We start from the raw sequence: 15,154 nt of genomic DNA, 5'->3' as shown, positions 1-15,154 counted from the left end.
CGGAGGCTTGCTTGTTCAACTCCCCCTTCATCATCCCGGTTCTGGCGCTCAGCATCCCCATCATCGCCATTGTGCTGCGCCATCTGCGCCGCTGGCAGGAGATTGATGTGCAGGCCGCCGAAGCCGAGCTGGCGCTGCGCCGCCGCTTCCGGGGCTTTGATGAGATTGACCGCCGGGTTGGCGATATTGAACGCTATGTCACCAGCCCGGAATTCGATCTGAACCGACAGCTGCGCGGCCTGGGCAACAAGCCCTGATCCGCCCCAGCACCGACCACCCCAGCCCTGAGGCCGGCACCCATGTTCAACACACCCTTTATCATTCCGGTGGTGGCGCTGCTGATCCCCATCGTTGCCATTGTGATGAAGCACCTGACCAAGATGCGGGCCATGAAGCTGAACGGCCTGTCCGAGGGTGCTGCCGCCGAACTGTCCGACCGGGCCCACCGGCTGGAAGAACGGGTGGGCCAGTTGGAACGCATCCTGGATGCCGAAGCCCCCGGCTGGCGCGCCCGCGCTTGAGGATGAAAGGGTTGGGTTTGTCTCTCCTTTACCCCGCCCGCACCCGCGCCAGGAAGCTTTCCACCTGACGGGACAGGGCATCGGCCTCCTGCACCAGTTCATCGGCGGCACCCTGTACATCGCCGGCCATGCTGCCGGCCTCTGCGGCGGCCCGCGTCACCTGGCCGATAGTGGCGCTGACATTCTGGGTGCCGGTGGCGGCATGGGCCACGGAACTGGCAATTTCCTGCGTGGCGGCCCCCTGCTGTTCCACCGCACTGGAAATGGTGGCAACGATGCCGCTGATCCGGTCGATGGTGCCGCCCACGCCGCGGATGGCATCGGCGGCATTGCCGGCCACCGCCTGCATGGCATTGATCTGGCTGCTGATCTCCTCTGTCGCCTTGGCGGTCTGGTTGGCCAGGGCCTTCACCTCGCTGGCCACCACAGCAAAGCCCTTGCCGGCTTCCCCCGCCCGTGCCGCCTCAATGGTGGCGTTCAGGGCCAACAGATTGGTCTGGCTGGCAATGTCGCTGATCAGGCGCACGATCTCCCCGATGCGGTGGGCGGCATCCACCAGCCCGGTGACGGTCTGGTTGGATCGCTCCGCCTCCGCCACGGCATCGCTGGCGATGGTGGCGCTCTCCGCCACCCGGCGGCTGATTTCGCGGATGGAAGCGGAAAGCTGTTCGGCAGCGGCGGCCACCGTGTTCACATTTTCAGCCGCCTGCTCGGCCGCACCGGCCACAGCCTCTGACTGGCGGTTTACCTCATTGGCCACGCCGCCCAGCCCCTGCGCCGTGCCGCGCATCCGGTCGGCCGCCCCGCCGACATTGGCCACCACGGCCTGCACCCCTTCCTGGAATTCATCGGCCAAGGCCCCCAGGGCGCGGCGCTTCTCCCGCTCCGCCCGTTCTTCCAGGGCCGCCTGTTCGCTGCGCAGCCGTTCGGCATCGCGCATGGAGCGCTGGAAGACGGACAGGGCGCGGGCAGTGGCGCCAATTTCATCCCGCCGGCTTTCGCCAGATACTTTCACATCCAGATCGCCATCGGCCAGCTTGGTCATGGTGGCGATGATCCGGTACAGCGGCCGGGTGATGCCGGCCATACCCAGGGCAATGCCCAGCACCAGCACAATGGCGGTACCCGTCAGCCCCACCGTCAGGGTCACCCGCAGGGCCTTGTCAAAGACGGTTTCCGCCTCTGCCCGGTCGGCATCCATCGCCTTCTGCACATCGTCAGTGGTGACCAGCAGCCGGTCCAGCAGGTCGGTCAGCTTGATGTCGAACCGGTCCACCAGCACAGAGGCCGCCTGGCTGCCCTTGCCGGCCAGGGCCAGCTTGCGCGCCTGTTCGACAATTTCCATCATGCGGGAAACGTCCTCACGCGCGTGGTCCAGGTCGGCCTTACGCTCCGGCAGCAGCTTTTCCACATTATTCAGGTGGCTGTTCAACTGATCGCGCTTCAGGGCGATTTCATCCTGCATACTGTCCAGGATGAACGTGTCCGTCTCCGCCGCGATCATATAGCCCAGCCGGCCGATATCGGTGGCGGATTCACTGGCGCGCAGGATGGCCTTGCTGGATTCCGACCGGTCCAGCATTTCCTGATAATGGCCGCCGATATGGCGCATCTGTGACAGGGCGTAAAGCGAGGTGCCGATGGTCAGGGCGCCCATCAGGACCAGCGGCAGCACCAGTTTCCAGACAATGGGCAGATTCTTCAGGGCGTTCATGGCGTCTCCCGGCGCGGATGGCGCCCCCCCTTTGCGGGGGTGGCGCGCTTTATCCGCTCATACTGCGTGATATCGGCCCCATCGCCAAGGCTTCAAGTTGCTTATATTTGAAGCATTTGCGTTTGCTGAAATGGTGATACAGGTTTGGCACAGTTGTCTATGATGAAATTGTGACGGTTGTGCTTAAGGATTTATTTAGATGGTCATAAAATGAAACGGATGGTTTGTTGGTTATTGGTTAAGGTAAACTTTACGACAAACGCCGACTGAAGAAAAAACCGATGCGCGTTTCCGGTTTTCATCCTGCTTTCGGGTGGCCGGTCGGCGGCTTATTGCTGCATTTTCACTTACGTTCCGTAAAGGGTATGTAAGCGATTCATCTACGTAAACCCCGTTGAAAACATCGGCAGCGGCGGCATACCGGAATGACAAAGGGGCGTTCCGACCCTCGCCGGAACGCCCCTTTGCCGTTCATTCACCGCAGAGAAGGAAACGCAGGATCAGCCGCGCAGGCCGGCCCCGGTGCCCTTGGCGACGGCGGCCACCACCTTGGCGGCCACGGCTTCAATCTCCGCATCCGTCAGGGTCTTTTCCACCGGCTGCAGGGTTACGGTCAGCGCCACGGATTTGAAGCCCGGCTCCACACCCTTGCCTTCATAGATGTCGAACACGCTGACATCGCTGATCAGTGCCTTGTCGGCCCCCTTGGCGGCCTTCACCAGCTTGTCCGCTTCCAGCGCCACCGGGGCCAGGAAGGCGAAATCGCGGGAGACGGGCTGGAAGGCGGACAGTTCCAGCTTCGGCTTGGCCGTCCCCACCTTCTTCTTCGGCGCCGGCACGGCATCCAGGAACAGTTCGAACGCCACCACAGGGCCGGCCACATCCAGCGCTTCCAGCAAAGCCGGGTGCAGTTCGCCAAAGCGACCCAGCACGCTGGGGCCCAGGCGCAGCACGCCCGACCGGCCGGGATGGTACCAGCCCGGCGCATCGCGCGTGACCTGCAGGTTGGCCACCGGGGCACCGGCCGCTTCCAGAATGGCCAGCGCGTCGGCCTTGGCGTCAAACGCATCGACCGCGCGTTCGCCCTTGGCCCAGTTGCGCGGCACGGCCGCCCCGGCGCGCACGCCGGCCACCACCAGATCCTGCCCCTTCTCACTGCCATCGCGGAAGGCGGGCCCGACCTCAAACAACGAGACATCGGCATAGCCGCGCGCGGCGTTGCGGCCGATGGCCGGCACCAGGGTGGCCAGGATGCTGGGGCGCATCACCGCCAGATCGGCGCTGATCGGGTTCAATAGCCGCAGTTCATCCTTGTCGCCGTCGAACAGGGCGGCGACCTTGGGTTCCACAAAGGACCACGTCACCGATTCCAGCAGCCCGCGACCGGCGGCGGCGCGGCGGGCGGCAAAGGTGCGGCGCTGGCTGGCGGACAGGGCCGGCTTCGGCGTGGTGGCATCGCGCGGCAGGGGCGTGGCCGGGATGCGGTCAAAGCCATGGACGCGCAACACCTCTTCCACCAGATCGGCCTCACCTTCCACATCGCGCCGCCAGGACGGCACGGTGCAGCGCAGGACACCATCCACCTCGGTCACGCCGAAACCCAGCGTTTCCAGGATGCGACTTTGTTCGGTCTGGGCCACATCCACCCCGCCCAGGGCGGCGACGCGGGCCGGGCGCAGGTCGATGCTGCGCTGCCAAGCGGGTTCGGCACCCGCCATCGTCACGGCACCGGCGGTGCCGCCGCACAGCTCCAGGATCAGGGCGGTGGCGCGTTCCACGCTGTCGGACAGGTTGGCCGGGTCCACGCCGCGTTCAAAGCGGTAACGCGCATCGCTGTCGATCTGCAGGGCGCGACCGGCCTCGGCAATGCGCACCGGTTCAAACGTGGCGACTTCCAGCACCACATCCACCGTCTCGGCGGTCACGCCGGTCTTTTCCCCGCCCATCACGCCGGCCAGACTGATCAGCCCGGCATCATCATAGATGCCGATCAGGCCGGCGGGGGTGGTGTATTCCTTGCCGTTCAGGGCCAGCAGCGTGTCACCGGCCACGGTGGGGCGCAGGGCGATGGCACCCTGCAGCTTGGCGGCATCGAACACATGCAGCGGGCGGCACTGGTCCAGGCTGAAGAAATTGGTGATATCCACCAGGGCGCTGATCGGGCGCAGGCCGACGGCCAGCAGCTTGTCCGCCAGCCATTTCGGGCTGGGGCCGTTCTTCACGCCCCGGATCACCCGGAAAGCGATCTGCGGGCAGCCGGGATGGGCCAGCTCGACAGACAGCGGGCTGTCGAAACCGGGGGTGACGGCGGGGGCCGGCAGCGGCTTCAGCGTGCCCAGCCCGGCAGCGGCCAGATCGCGGGCAATGCCGCGCACGCCGGCGCAATCCACCCGGTCGGGCGTCAGGGCAATTTCGATCACCGGGTCGGACAGGCCGCGCCAATCGGCAAAGGCGGCCCCCACCGGCGCATCCGCCGGCAGTTCGATAATGCCGTTATGTTCTTCGGACAGCAGCAATTCGCGTTCCGAACACATCATGCCGCGGCTTTCCACGCCACGGATGGCGCCCACCTTCAGCGTGTCGCCGGAAACCGGGATCACCGTGCCGGGGGCGGCGAACACCACCTTGATGCCTTCGCGCGCATTGGGCGCGCCGCAGACCACCTGCACCGGCTCACCGGCCCCGGTATCCACCATGCACAGGCGCAGCTTGTCCGCGTTCGGGTGCTTTTCGGCAGAGACCACATGGGCGATGCGGAAGCCGGCCAGGGCGGCCCCCCGATCCTCCACCCCTTCCACTTCCAGGCCAAGGGCGGTCAGCTTTTCCGTGATCTGGTCCAGCGTGGCGTCGGTATCCAGATGCGTCTTCAGCCAGGAGAGGGTGAACTTCATGGGAGGGGACCATTATTGTCTGGCGCCCGGTGGCCGGGCGGGAAATCGCGTGGCCCCATCAATATCCGCAAAGCCCGGTCCAGATCAACGATCCACCCGGCAACCGCCGGTGCAGCCCTGCCCAGCCCTGGGCGGCGGGTGGGGTCACGCCACCGCCGCCCCGCTGCCATCCTGCATCATGGCGGTGCGGCCGCCCTGGGCGCGCAGGGCAAGGTTATGGGCCAGCCGGCCGATGCTTTCCGATGCCGGCACGGTGGTTTGCGATGACATTTCATGCACCTGCACCCCGTCCGGCCCGATGATGATCAGGGCGCAGGGCACCACCCCGCCGCCACCGCCGCCGCCCACCGGTTCTCCCGTCAGCGATCCGCCGCCGGCGCCGATGCCGAAGCTGGTGATCATCACCGGCACGATGGTGACATTGCCCACCACCACCGGCGTGCCCAGCACGCCATTTTCCAGGATCTGTTCAAATTCCCGCGTGATGGTGGTCATCAGCGCCTGGGTCGGATCGGTGGTGAAGGGATTGGGCAGCATTCCGGGGCTCCGCTATCTTGCCGCGATGCAGCAAGATAGCACCACAACCATGAAGTGCAAACGGTATTAATCCCACTTCACCTGCGGCACCATGCCCACCTTGATGGGACCGATGGAGAAGCGGCGGTCCTGGATGGTCATCGGCACGCGCACGGCGCGGCGCCCGTCCGGGGTCTGCTGGGACAGAAAGCCGAGCGCGGTTTTCACCGCCTGGCCCTGTTCGGGCTTCAGGCTTTGCATCTGCACCAGCATATCCACCAGCACGTCGGAGCCGGACAGTTCGGCACTGCCGGCGCCGATGGGCTGCAGGTTGGCATCCAGCGCCAGGGTGGCGTTGCCGCGCAGGTCCAGCTTGCCCCAGAGCAGGCGGGCAGAGGTCAGTTCCACCGTGCCGCCCGCCTCGCTCCAGCCGCGCAGGGCGGCGATATCGGGGTTGGGGGGCAGGATGCCGCGCAGTTCCGCCTGCAGCGCCAGTTCGGCGATCTGCTTTTCCAGCGGTGGCAAAACCCGGCCCGGCAGGGTGATGGACCGGGCCAGCAGGTTCAAGGTGCCGGTGGCGGCACCGGGGCCGACGGGGGGAACAGCCGGCTTGGTCCAGGTCAGGTCCAGCAGGCCGGCCTTCAGGCTGCCGGTGATGCCGGGGATTTCGGCCACCGGTTCCGTTAGGGTCAGATGGGCCTGTGCGGGCTGGCCTTCCTTGTCCAGCAGCAGGGTGCCTTCGCCGGCCTTTGCCTCCAGAATGGCGGGGGGATGGCTGGGGCCGGGCGGCAGGCTCAGCCTTGCATTGCCGTCAATATCCAGGCGGATGGTCAGCGGGTTCCAGGGCCGGGCCCAGGCCTCCACCCCGCCCGCTGTCAGCGCCATGCCATCGGGCCGGCGCCATTCCATCTGGTCCAGCCGCAGGGCGAGGCGCAGCGGGAAACCGCCGACCGATGGCTCGCGCGGGCTGATATGGTTGCCCAAAGCCTCCTCCGTCGCGGTCATTTCCGCCACGGTGCGGCGCAGTTGCTGGGCGGCGGAAACCCACCAGCCGGTATAGGCCAGCAACAGCAGCAACAGCAGGGCGATGGCGAGATAGATCGGGCGCAAGCGCATGGGAAAAATCACCCTGGTGGCATGGGGGGACAGCGCGCCATGGAAACGGGTGCGCCGTCAAGCCGGTTCCCCCGCCGGCCCGGCTGCGCTACGCTTTCGCGGTCGCAAAAAAACCTGATCATCATGAACAATCCTGAAGCCCCCTCCGCTCCCAAGGTCATTGTCGATTTTGATCATCCGCCCGGTCAGGATCTCTGGGTCTTCGCCTATGGATCCTTAATGTGGAATCCGGGCTTTCCCGTGGCGCAAAGCGTGTCGGCCTTGCTGCGCGGCTGGCACCGGCGCTTCTGCATCTACAGCCATATGCATCGGGGCACGCCGGAACGGCCGGGGGCCGTGCTGGGGCTGGCCCATGGCGGCGCCTGCCGGGGCCATGCCCTGCGGGTGGCGGCGGCCGATGTGCCGGATGTGCTGGATTATCTCTGGCAGCGGGAAATGGCCTATCGCGTCTATATCCCGCGTCTGGTGCGGCTGGCGACGGCAGGCGGGCCGATCCAGGCCCTGGCCTTCACCGCCGATCCGGCGCATGACCAATATTGCGGCGGGCTGGATATGGCCGGCACGGCGGCGTTGATCCGCCAGGGCACCGGCCAGTCCGGCCGCAATATCGATTACCTGACCAGCCTGATCGACCATCTGGCAGAGATCGGCATCCATGACCGGGGGCTGGAACAGTTGCTGGCCCTGGTGAACCAGACAACGCGCTGAGCCCCCTTATACCTGCAGGATTGCCTGGAGAGGGGCGGGGCAGCGCGCGGACGGTGTGGGGGGGGGTAGAGATCGATTTTGGAGAAAATCTATATATATCAACATGTTAAATTAAAGTATATTTATTTTTCCTGAAATTCGCGTAAATGGGCGATTTTTTGGAATCTATCGGTTGAATGTAAGACATTTTTTGTGTACCATATCGCACATTCAATCACTAGAAAGGTCTAAAAATGTCTCAGTACATATCAAACCAATGGTCAAAAACTTGGGATATGTCTAACCAGATTCTCAATCCTGGTGAAACCGGTCATTCTGCTGTATTTCAGGATGGTGATGATTTTGTAACAGGTTCGATTTACCCGGATATAATACACTTAAATGGTGGTAACGATTTTGCATTTGGTGGAAATGGTGATGATATTATTCTTGCTGGCGCAGGAAATGACTTCATATATGGCGAAGGTGGCGCCGATTTGCTTGTTGGTGGTGCAGGAAATGATACGCTAGATGGTGGTAGCGGAGCAGATTATTTGAGAGGTGGCCAGGGGAATGATATATATTATCATACAATATCTCCTGGGAATGGGACTGACATAATTAATGATGATATGGGGCCATCCAGTGATCTTGGGAATGGTGGTGGTGTAGATCGTTTGATTATTCAGAATGTAAAGGGCGCAGATTTGGTTCTTGTTCAAAGTGGTTATGATCTTGTCGTGACCACGAATCAAGATTTAGCGGATGGGGTTTTAGATCAAGGTGTGATTATACAGGGACAGTTTAATAACACAAATGCGATAATAGAGTATGTTGTCGGCTCTGATTTCGTTGGATACTATTTCGGATAGCCATAAGATTTAACCATGGGGGTCTCTAATGTGATACCCCCATGGTTTATATGTCTTGTTTCCAGGTTGTTTTGTGACAAGGTTGTAGTTATAAAATTAAGTGTAGGCCTGTTAATCGGCCTAAAGCCGAGGGAGGTAAGAATGTCGGAGGTCAATACCGTTTCATTCTCCTGGTATGAGGGAGGAAAATTGAAATCCGGTCGCGGGGAGGTTCTGAGCAATAAGGGTTTAAGGTCATTTGCTGATGATGTTGAAATGAATTCAATCTCAAAAAACGCAAATGCTATAATATCTAATGTTGATTCAATAAAAGAAAAAATAGAACAAGTGGCTGGAAATAAAAAAATAAATAATATCGTGTTTCAAGATGGTCTGCCGGTATATTATTCAATGGAAGATGGTGGCTTTGTTATCGGTGGCGCTTATTCTGGTGCGGTAACGAAATTTACAGACAATATGAGTGACCACGATAGAATTTCTATTTTGAAAAATGATTATAAGGATATAAATTTCAGCGTTTATGATCTGAGCAAAAACAAAAATGGCCCACTTTTAAAAGATCAAGTGATAGGGACAGAGGAAGCGCTTAAAGATTTTCTGAAGAACGGCAAGCGTGAATCGTCCTCACTGTCTTCCTCCGGCCTTGGCAATCGGCTGTCGGGTCTTACTGGCATTGAGGTCATGGAACGATCCCAAATGATGGACAGGTTTGACGCCAAAGAGTAACGGGGATTGGCGAAGGGGGCGGCTGGAACAGCCGGCGGCGGCAAAGCGGTTTTGTAAAGGGCCGTGCCCCGTGGTAATCGGAAAGTCCGCCATTGCCGCACCGCACCCGCGCCCCCGAGGATCAGGATGATGAGCCAGACCCCGCCCCTGAAAGCCGTGATCATCCCGGTCACGCCCTTCCAGCAGAATTGCTCCATCATCTGGTGTACGGCGACCAACCGCGCCGCCGTGATTGATCCCGGCGGCGGGGTGGACCAGATCAAGGCGGCCATCGCCAAGAACGGGCTGGTGGTGGAACGCATCCTGGTCACCCATGGCCATGTCGATCATGCCGCCGCCGTGGCCGACCTGAAGGATGTGCTGGCCGTGCCGGTGGAAGGCCCGGCGATTGAGGATAATTACTGGCTGATGGCATTGAAGGAACATGGGGCCGGCTATGGCATGGCCTATGCCCGTTCCTTCACGCCCGACCGCTGGCTGGTGGATGGTGACACGGTGACGGTGGGGGAACAGACCCTGTCGGTGCTGCATTGCCCCGGCCATACGCCGGGCCATGTGGTGTTTTTCCACGAACCGTCACGCTTTGCCATTGTCGGCGACGTGATTTTCGAAGGCTCCGTCGGGCGCACCGATTTCCCCGGCGGGTCGATGCCCGATCTGGTCCGCTCCATCCGGGAAAAACTGTTCCCGTTGGGCGATGATGTCACCTTCCTGCCCGGCCATGGCGGCCTGTCCACCTTTGGCCGCGAACGGCAGAGCAACCCCTATGTCGGTGACAAGGCAGTGCGGGCCGACGGGTGAGCCGGGTGGCGTTCACAGCAGGCGTTGCATGAACAGGCTGGCGCCATTGTCCGGATAATCGGCAAAGGGACCACAGGGCCGGAACCCGGCCCGTTCATAAAGCCTCACCGCCGCCTGCTGGGCCGGCCCAGTTTCCAGCTTCAGACGGGTCAAGCCCTGCTGCCGGGCAATATCGGCCAGCCCCGCCAGCAGGGCTTCGGCGATGCGCCGGCCCCGCCATGCCGGCTGCACGAACATGCGCTTGATCTCGCCATAGCCATCCGGGTCCAGGCGGATGGCACCACAGCCCACCACCTGCCCATCCAGCCGCGCCAGCAGGAAGCGGATATCGGGCTGGGCCAGCCGGTCCGGGTCCAGCAGGTAATTTTCTTCCGGTGGATAGAGCGTGTCCAGATAGGCATCCAGTGCGGTGATCAGCGCCAGCGCCTCGGCGCTGCGCGGGTCGGCCAGGGTGATGCTGGGGATGGTTTCAACAGCGGACACCGGCGCACTCCAGCAGCATATCGACCAGGGCAGGCACGGTAACGGTGGCCGGGCCATAGAGCCCGGCATGGAACAGGCCCGCCCCCTCCGTTGCTTCCAGGTTTACCTCCAGCGTGGCGGCCCCGGCCGCCCGCGCCTGGGAGACGAAGCCCGCCGCCGGATAGACATTGCCCGAGGTGCCGATGGAGATGAACAGGTCGGTGGCGTCCAGCGCCTCCCCGATGGCATCCATGGCCAGCGGCATTTCCCCGAACCAGACAATATGCGGGCGCAACGTGCCCACCCCGGCACATTGCGGGCAGGCCTCCCCCGTATGCAGGTCGCGGGTCCAGTCCATCAGCAGGCCACAGCTCTCGCAGCGGATTTTCAGCAATTCGCCATGCATATGGATCAGGTGGCGCGACCCGGCACGGTCGTGCAGATCATCGACATTCTGCGTCACCAGCAGCAGCGGCCCCGGCCAGAACTGTTCCAGCCGCGCCAGCGCATGATGGGCGGCATTGGGCTGCACCGCCGGGTCCAGCACGCTGCGCCGGCGGGCATTGTAGAAACCCTGCACCGTCTCCGGATCGCGGGCGAAGGCCTGCGGCGTCGCCACATCCTCCAGCCGCACCTGTGCCCAGACACCATCGGCATCGCGGAACGTGTGCAGCCCGGATTCCCGACTGATGCCGGCCCCGGTCAGGATGGTGATGGCGGCGTCGGCCCGCAGGCGGCGCAGAAGGGCGGTGACGGGATCGGGAAGCATCGGGTTTCGGTCTTGCTGCCTGTTTCTCTCTGGCTGCACAGGCTATGCGCTTTGCCGTGGCGTCACAAGCGGGCGACGTTGCCCTGCCGGCATGGTACGATCCGTATCCTTGACCTTGCCACCCGCCCGACAGGCCGATGACCCAGCCCCAGAACCAGACCGCCCCCCTGGACGAAGCCGCCATTGAACGTTGGCGGCAGAATATCCGCCGTTCCACCTTCTATAATTATCAGGTGGAAATGGGGGCGGCGCTGACCGGGCGGGGGGAATTCCCGGCCGCCCTGCGCATGTATGAAAGTGCCGCCGGGCTGGAACCGACCAGTGCGGAGGCGCGCTTTGCCCTGTTCATCCTGCCGGCCCTGCTGGGCGGCGATCCCGGCGGCGATGTCGATGGGCTGACGGCCACGCGTGGGCTGGCCCGGCTGCTGGCCCGGCTGTCGCGGGCCGAAGATCAGCCGGTGATCGACCGGCTGCTGACCATGCTGCCCGATCTGGCGCCCCAGCGGGCGGTGCGGCTGGCCCGCGCCCGCTGGCATTGTCTGGCCGATCAGGCACCAGCGGCCGCCGCCCTGCTGGCGGAAATCGGCCCCGTTCCTGTCGGCATTCCCGAACTGCGCGCCGGGGAGGCGGGGGCGGTGGTGCGGCTGGCCCAGGCCGCCCTGGCGCTGGGGGAGCGCAACCTGACGGCCGATCTGCTGCTGGCCTCCATGGAAATGGCGGATGTGGATGATCCGCCGCCGCCCGATGATGCCGGCCTGTCGCAGCTTTACACCCAATTGGCGCAGCGGCTGATGCTGCGCCAGGGTTTTGCCGAAGGGCTGATCTGCCATCGCTGGGCCGCTACGCTGGACCCGGCCAATGGTGCTGCCCTGTTCGGTCATGCCCGTGCCCTGATGTTCACCGACCGGGTGGCGGATGGGCTGGCGGTGATTGAGCCGGCGGCGCTGGCCCATCCGCATGATGGCTGGATTCGCTTCACCTGCGGGCAGCTTTCCCTGATGGGGCGGCCCCTGGCCCTGGCGGTGGAGCGGCTGGAACAGGCGCTGGATATTGCGCGGGAGACGCAGGACACGCTGTTGATCGCCCAATGCGCCAGCCATCTGGGGCTGGCGCGGCAGGCGGCGGGCGATCTGGCGGGGGCGGCCACGGCCCATGATCTGGCCGTGGCCGCCCGCCCGCATCTGGGCCTGACCCATGCCAACCGCGCCCTGCTGCTGGCCGCCCGCGGGGAGGCCGCGGCCGCCAAACGGGCGCTGGAAGAAGGGTTGGCCCTGGGGCGGGAGCCGGTGGCCCTGACCGCCGCCGCCCTGCTGGCGCTGGATCAGGGGGAGGAGAAACAGGCCACCGCCCTGCTGGCCGAGGCACGGGATTTCAACCCCGGCCTGGCCTGGGTGCAGCCGCTGATCCGCCCCTGGGCGACGGAGCGGCTTTACGCCCTGATGCGCGCCCACGGCCTCACCCGGCCGGAACCGACGCTGCGGCCCTCGGCGCTGTAATACTAATCTCCCTCAGGCGCCGGGCGGCGGCATCCGCCGCCTTGGCTTGGGCGGGCACGGCACCCGCGGGCCGGCGGTCGCCGGCCTCCACGGGTCATGGGACATGACCCGTGGAGGCCGGGGATCACCCCGCATAGAGCCGGCGGAACCCTTCCGTCACCTGGGCGATGAAGGCGGGGTCGCGTTCGCGCCAGTAACGCGGATCGGCGACCATGCGGTTCAAGGTGGTGCTGTCCAGGCCGGCACTGCCGCTGCCATCACGCAGCAGTTTCGGTTCGGCCCCGCCATCGCGCATCATCCGGTGCAGGGCCTTCACCCCGTCCGCCGTGGCGGCCAGGGCCTGCACCAGGGCCGGCGGCAGGTTGCGTTCCGCCCAGGCGCGGATCTGGCCCGCCTGTTCCTGCCATTGCTCGGCCCCGCCGAAATGGCCCAGCAATTGCTGCATCTCCCGTTCGGCCTGGAATTCCCCGGCCATGTCGCCCAGCAGTGGCAACATCCGTTCCGCCGCCAGATCATAAAGCAACTGGGCCTGCTGCTTGCTGAAACCGGCGCCATGCAGGCGCTGATTGATGGCGGGATCGGGCTGGAACAGGCCATGGGCGCAATCGATGCAATAATCCTCCGGCGTGTCCGGCAGGTCGGGCGCGGGGCCGGCCCCGGCGGACAGCCGCTTTTCCAGCGCCAGATAGGATTTCAGCAAGGCATCCACGCGGATGGCGCCCGTGGCCTCATCCCAGAATTTGGCCGGCACCTGTTCCGGGCGCGGCGGGATGGCGGGGGTCTCGGTGATGTTTTCCATGGGGCAGAACTCCGGTTCAGGGGGAAAGGGGATTGCGGGCACCGCGCTGGGCCAGCGCTTCCAGCGACAGCACCAGGGCGCGCTGGCCTTCCAGATGGCGCAGGCGGGCTTCGCTGGCCTCCGGCCCCAGGGCCACGGCCTGGGTCAGGCGGCGCAGATGGGTCAGCAGTACCTGGCCATCCGGGCTGGCGAACAGCCGGGCGCAGGCTTTTTCCAGGGTGGCGACGGGGGTGGGGGCAGAGGGCTCCCCACCCCAGGGCCAATCACTCTCAGGCATAATTTATCTCCGGGTTTGGCGCCGGTGCGGGCGGTGCGTTTGTGCGCAGCAGGCCCGGCGGCACGCCGGCGGCATCGGCCAGAAAGCGGGCGCAGGCGGCCAGATCGGCGGTGGCCAGCGCCTCGGTCCCCAGGGCGCTGATGCTTTCCAGCCAGCGCAGGGTGACCTCTGCATCCCGCTGGGCCTGGGCGCGGGCCAGCGGGGACAGGATGCGGATGGCCACATTGCGCCCATCCACGGCGATATCGGGCACCAGCCCGCGCCGCCGCAGAATGGCCAGACAGCGCCGCACCAGCGGCACCAGCAGTTCCGATTGCAGCCGGCCGAAGGTGGCCCCCAGCAGGCGGGTCATCTCCGCACTGCGTTCCAGCACCTCCGTCGCCGTCATGCGCGGGGAATTCAGCGGGGCCAGCCGGTCGGCCAGCAGGGCATGGCGGATGCGGGCACGCAGATCATCCAGCACCAACTGGCTGATATCGAAGCGGCCAGGACTGGCCAGCGGCGTCAACCCGGCCGACCCCACCGCCTTGGGAATGATGGCACCGGGCACCAGCCGCACGGCCGCCGGATTCAACACCCCGTCATCATCCGCCTGCCAGATGCCGGTGACGGCGATGCTGGCATTTTTCAGCACCAGCTCCACCACCTTGTTGGCGGTCTTGATGTCGGGCAGGGCCTTCATCACCGGGCTGCGGCCATAGGTTTCACCGGGGGCCTTCAGCCAGCGGAAGGCGATGAAGGGCATCTCGCTGAAATGGCCGTCGGACAGCAGCCGCGGCCCGTCATCGCCTTCCAGCACCACCCGCCAGCGCCAGCCGCCGGCCGCATCCGGCTCCACCAGTTCCACGCAAGCGAAGCGGCGCTGCGGGTTTTCCAGGCCGGCTTGCCGCAGCCCGGCGGGCATGGCATCGGGGCCGAAGCGGCTGATCAGCCCGTCCAGCGTCAGCGGTACCTGGCGGAACAGCCGGTCCAGCCGCCCCTCCTCCCCCTCTTCCAGCGCCAGATCGCTCAGCGGCACGGCGGTGAAGCGCAGGGCGGCGGGGGCGCCCGGCGGGGCTTCTTCCACCAGCAGACAGCCGGTGCCGCCGGTCACCACATCCAGAAAGGCCTGATGCGCCTCCACCGCGAAGTTAGACCGGTCGATCTGGCCCTGCAGGCTGGCCGCCATCTGGTCCAGCAGCGGGGCGATCGGGTCGCGCAGGTCGGCTTCCAGCGCCGGGCCGGGTTCCAGACCGGCCCAGCGGGACCAGGGCGGCGTCAATTGCCCCAGCAGGGCGGCGGCCAACTGGTCCACCGCATCGGCGGCGGTGCCATCAAACAGCCGTTCACCCCGCCGCTGACCGGGGCTGGCCCCCTGGCTGAAGGCGGCGCTGTGCGGCAGGGCATGGTCATAGCAATCCCGCCACAGGCTTTCCCAGGCCGCGCGGCGCTCCAGCGCGCGGGCATGGCGGTCCAGCAGGGTCCGCGCCACCAGGGCCGGACCCGCTTCCTTCTCATCTGATTGCAT

16 protein-coding genes are annotated in these 15,154 nt (G+C 64.7%); 7 read left to right on the top strand and 9 right to left on the bottom strand.

Annotated features, from left to right (window positions below):
* Window positions 1-11 precede the first annotated feature (11 nt).
* Both CHB97_RS22610 and CHB97_RS22605 read left to right on the top strand, forming a co-directional pair.
* A complete protein-coding gene (locus CHB97_RS22610; RefSeq protein WP_089290279.1) occupies window positions 12-257 on the top strand; it encodes a hypothetical protein in 246 nt (81 codons plus the stop codon).
* A gap of 42 nt (window positions 258-299) precedes the next feature.
* Entirely contained in the window at window positions 300-521 is a 222-nt protein-coding gene (locus tag CHB97_RS22605; RefSeq protein WP_089290278.1) for a hypothetical protein, read from the top strand.
* Window positions 522-549: 28 nt separating this feature from the next.
* On the opposite strand, the gene CHB97_RS22600 is transcribed toward CHB97_RS22605, so the two are convergent.
* From CHB97_RS22600 to CHB97_RS22585, 4 genes are all read right to left on the bottom strand, one after another.
* Complete coding sequence (locus CHB97_RS22600) at window positions 550-2,235, bottom strand: methyl-accepting chemotaxis protein (RefSeq protein ID WP_089290277.1); 1,686 nt, start codon at window positions 2,233-2,235, stop codon at window positions 550-552.
* A gap of 500 nt (window positions 2,236-2,735) precedes the next feature.
* Window positions 2,736-5,126, bottom strand: coding sequence for a phenylalanine--tRNA ligase subunit beta (gene pheT / locus CHB97_RS22595; RefSeq protein ID WP_089290276.1), 2,391 nt, complete (start codon window positions 5,124-5,126; stop codon window positions 2,736-2,738).
* A 144-nt stretch (window positions 5,127-5,270) separates the two neighbouring features.
* Complete coding sequence (locus tag CHB97_RS22590; protein ID WP_089290275.1) at window positions 5,271-5,663, bottom strand: GerW family sporulation protein; 393 nt, start codon at window positions 5,661-5,663, stop codon at window positions 5,271-5,273.
* Between the two features lie 66 nt (window positions 5,664-5,729).
* On the bottom strand, window positions 5,730-6,758 hold the full coding sequence (locus CHB97_RS22585) for a DUF2125 domain-containing protein (protein WP_089290274.1): 1,029 nt from the start codon (window positions 6,756-6,758) through the stop codon (window positions 5,730-5,732).
* A gap of 123 nt (window positions 6,759-6,881) precedes the next feature.
* Between CHB97_RS22585 and CHB97_RS22580 the strand changes: the two genes are divergently transcribed.
* The 4 genes from CHB97_RS22580 to CHB97_RS22565 all read left to right on the top strand — a co-directional run bounded on the left by CHB97_RS22580 (window position 6,882) and on the right by CHB97_RS22565 (window position 9,844).
* On the top strand, window positions 6,882-7,466 hold the full coding sequence (locus CHB97_RS22580) for a gamma-glutamylcyclotransferase (RefSeq protein ID WP_089290313.1): 585 nt from the start codon (window positions 6,882-6,884) through the stop codon (window positions 7,464-7,466).
* A gap of 275 nt (window positions 7,467-7,741) precedes the next feature.
* Entirely contained in the window at window positions 7,742-8,317 is a 576-nt protein-coding gene (locus CHB97_RS22575) for a calcium-binding protein (RefSeq protein ID WP_200820079.1), read from the top strand.
* Window positions 8,318-8,458: 141 nt separating this feature from the next.
* The gene (locus tag CHB97_RS26190; RefSeq protein WP_143271133.1) at window positions 8,459-9,043 is read left to right on the top strand and encodes a hypothetical protein; all 585 of its coding nucleotides are present in this window, start codon (window positions 8,459-8,461) and stop codon (window positions 9,041-9,043) included.
* Between the two features lie 126 nt (window positions 9,044-9,169).
* A complete protein-coding gene (locus tag CHB97_RS22565; RefSeq protein WP_371333132.1) occupies window positions 9,170-9,844 on the top strand; it encodes an MBL fold metallo-hydrolase in 675 nt (224 codons plus the stop codon).
* A gap of 12 nt (window positions 9,845-9,856) precedes the next feature.
* On the opposite strand, the gene CHB97_RS22560 is transcribed toward CHB97_RS22565, so the two are convergent.
* Together CHB97_RS22560 and CHB97_RS22555 are read right to left on the bottom strand one after the other, a co-directional pair.
* Entirely contained in the window at window positions 9,857-10,327 is a 471-nt protein-coding gene (locus tag CHB97_RS22560) for a GNAT family N-acetyltransferase (protein WP_244559678.1), read from the bottom strand.
* Complete coding sequence (locus CHB97_RS22555) at window positions 10,314-11,075, bottom strand: NAD-dependent deacylase (protein ID WP_089290269.1); 762 nt, start codon at window positions 11,073-11,075, stop codon at window positions 10,314-10,316. Before CHB97_RS22555 ends, CHB97_RS22560 begins: the two co-directional genes overlap by 14 nt.
* A 137-nt stretch (window positions 11,076-11,212) precedes the next feature.
* Here CHB97_RS22555 and CHB97_RS22550 point away from each other — a divergent pair, with 137 nt between their 5' ends.
* Window positions 11,213-12,571 carry a hypothetical protein gene (locus tag CHB97_RS22550; protein WP_089290268.1) on the top strand — a complete coding sequence of 453 codons (1,359 nt, stop codon included), beginning with the start codon at window positions 11,213-11,215 and terminating at the stop codon, window positions 12,569-12,571.
* A 124-nt stretch (window positions 12,572-12,695) separates the two neighbouring features.
* Here the strand turns inward: CHB97_RS22550 and CHB97_RS22545 are convergent, their stop codons facing one another.
* From CHB97_RS22545 to CHB97_RS22535, 3 genes are read right to left on the bottom strand one after another with little or no spacing between them, the layout of a single operon-like run.
* Window positions 12,696-13,370: a hypothetical protein gene (locus CHB97_RS22545; RefSeq protein WP_089290267.1), complete on the bottom strand. Its 675-nt coding sequence runs from the start codon at window positions 13,368-13,370 to the stop codon at window positions 12,696-12,698.
* Between the two features lie 16 nt (window positions 13,371-13,386).
* Window positions 13,387-13,647 carry a hypothetical protein gene (locus tag CHB97_RS22540; RefSeq protein ID WP_089290266.1) on the bottom strand — a complete coding sequence of 87 codons (261 nt, stop codon included), beginning with the start codon at window positions 13,645-13,647 and terminating at the stop codon, window positions 13,387-13,389.
* Complete coding sequence (locus tag CHB97_RS22535) at window positions 13,640-15,154, bottom strand: portal protein (RefSeq protein ID WP_089290265.1); 1,515 nt, start codon at window positions 15,152-15,154, stop codon at window positions 13,640-13,642. Before CHB97_RS22535 ends, CHB97_RS22540 begins: the two co-directional genes overlap by 8 nt.

The organism is Azospirillum sp. RU38E (assembly GCF_900188385.1).
Classification (GTDB): Bacteria; Pseudomonadota; Alphaproteobacteria; order Azospirillales; family Azospirillaceae; genus Niveispirillum.
The sequence above is the reverse complement of the archived record's forward strand: the minus strand, read 5'-3'. Positions and strand labels throughout refer to the sequence as shown.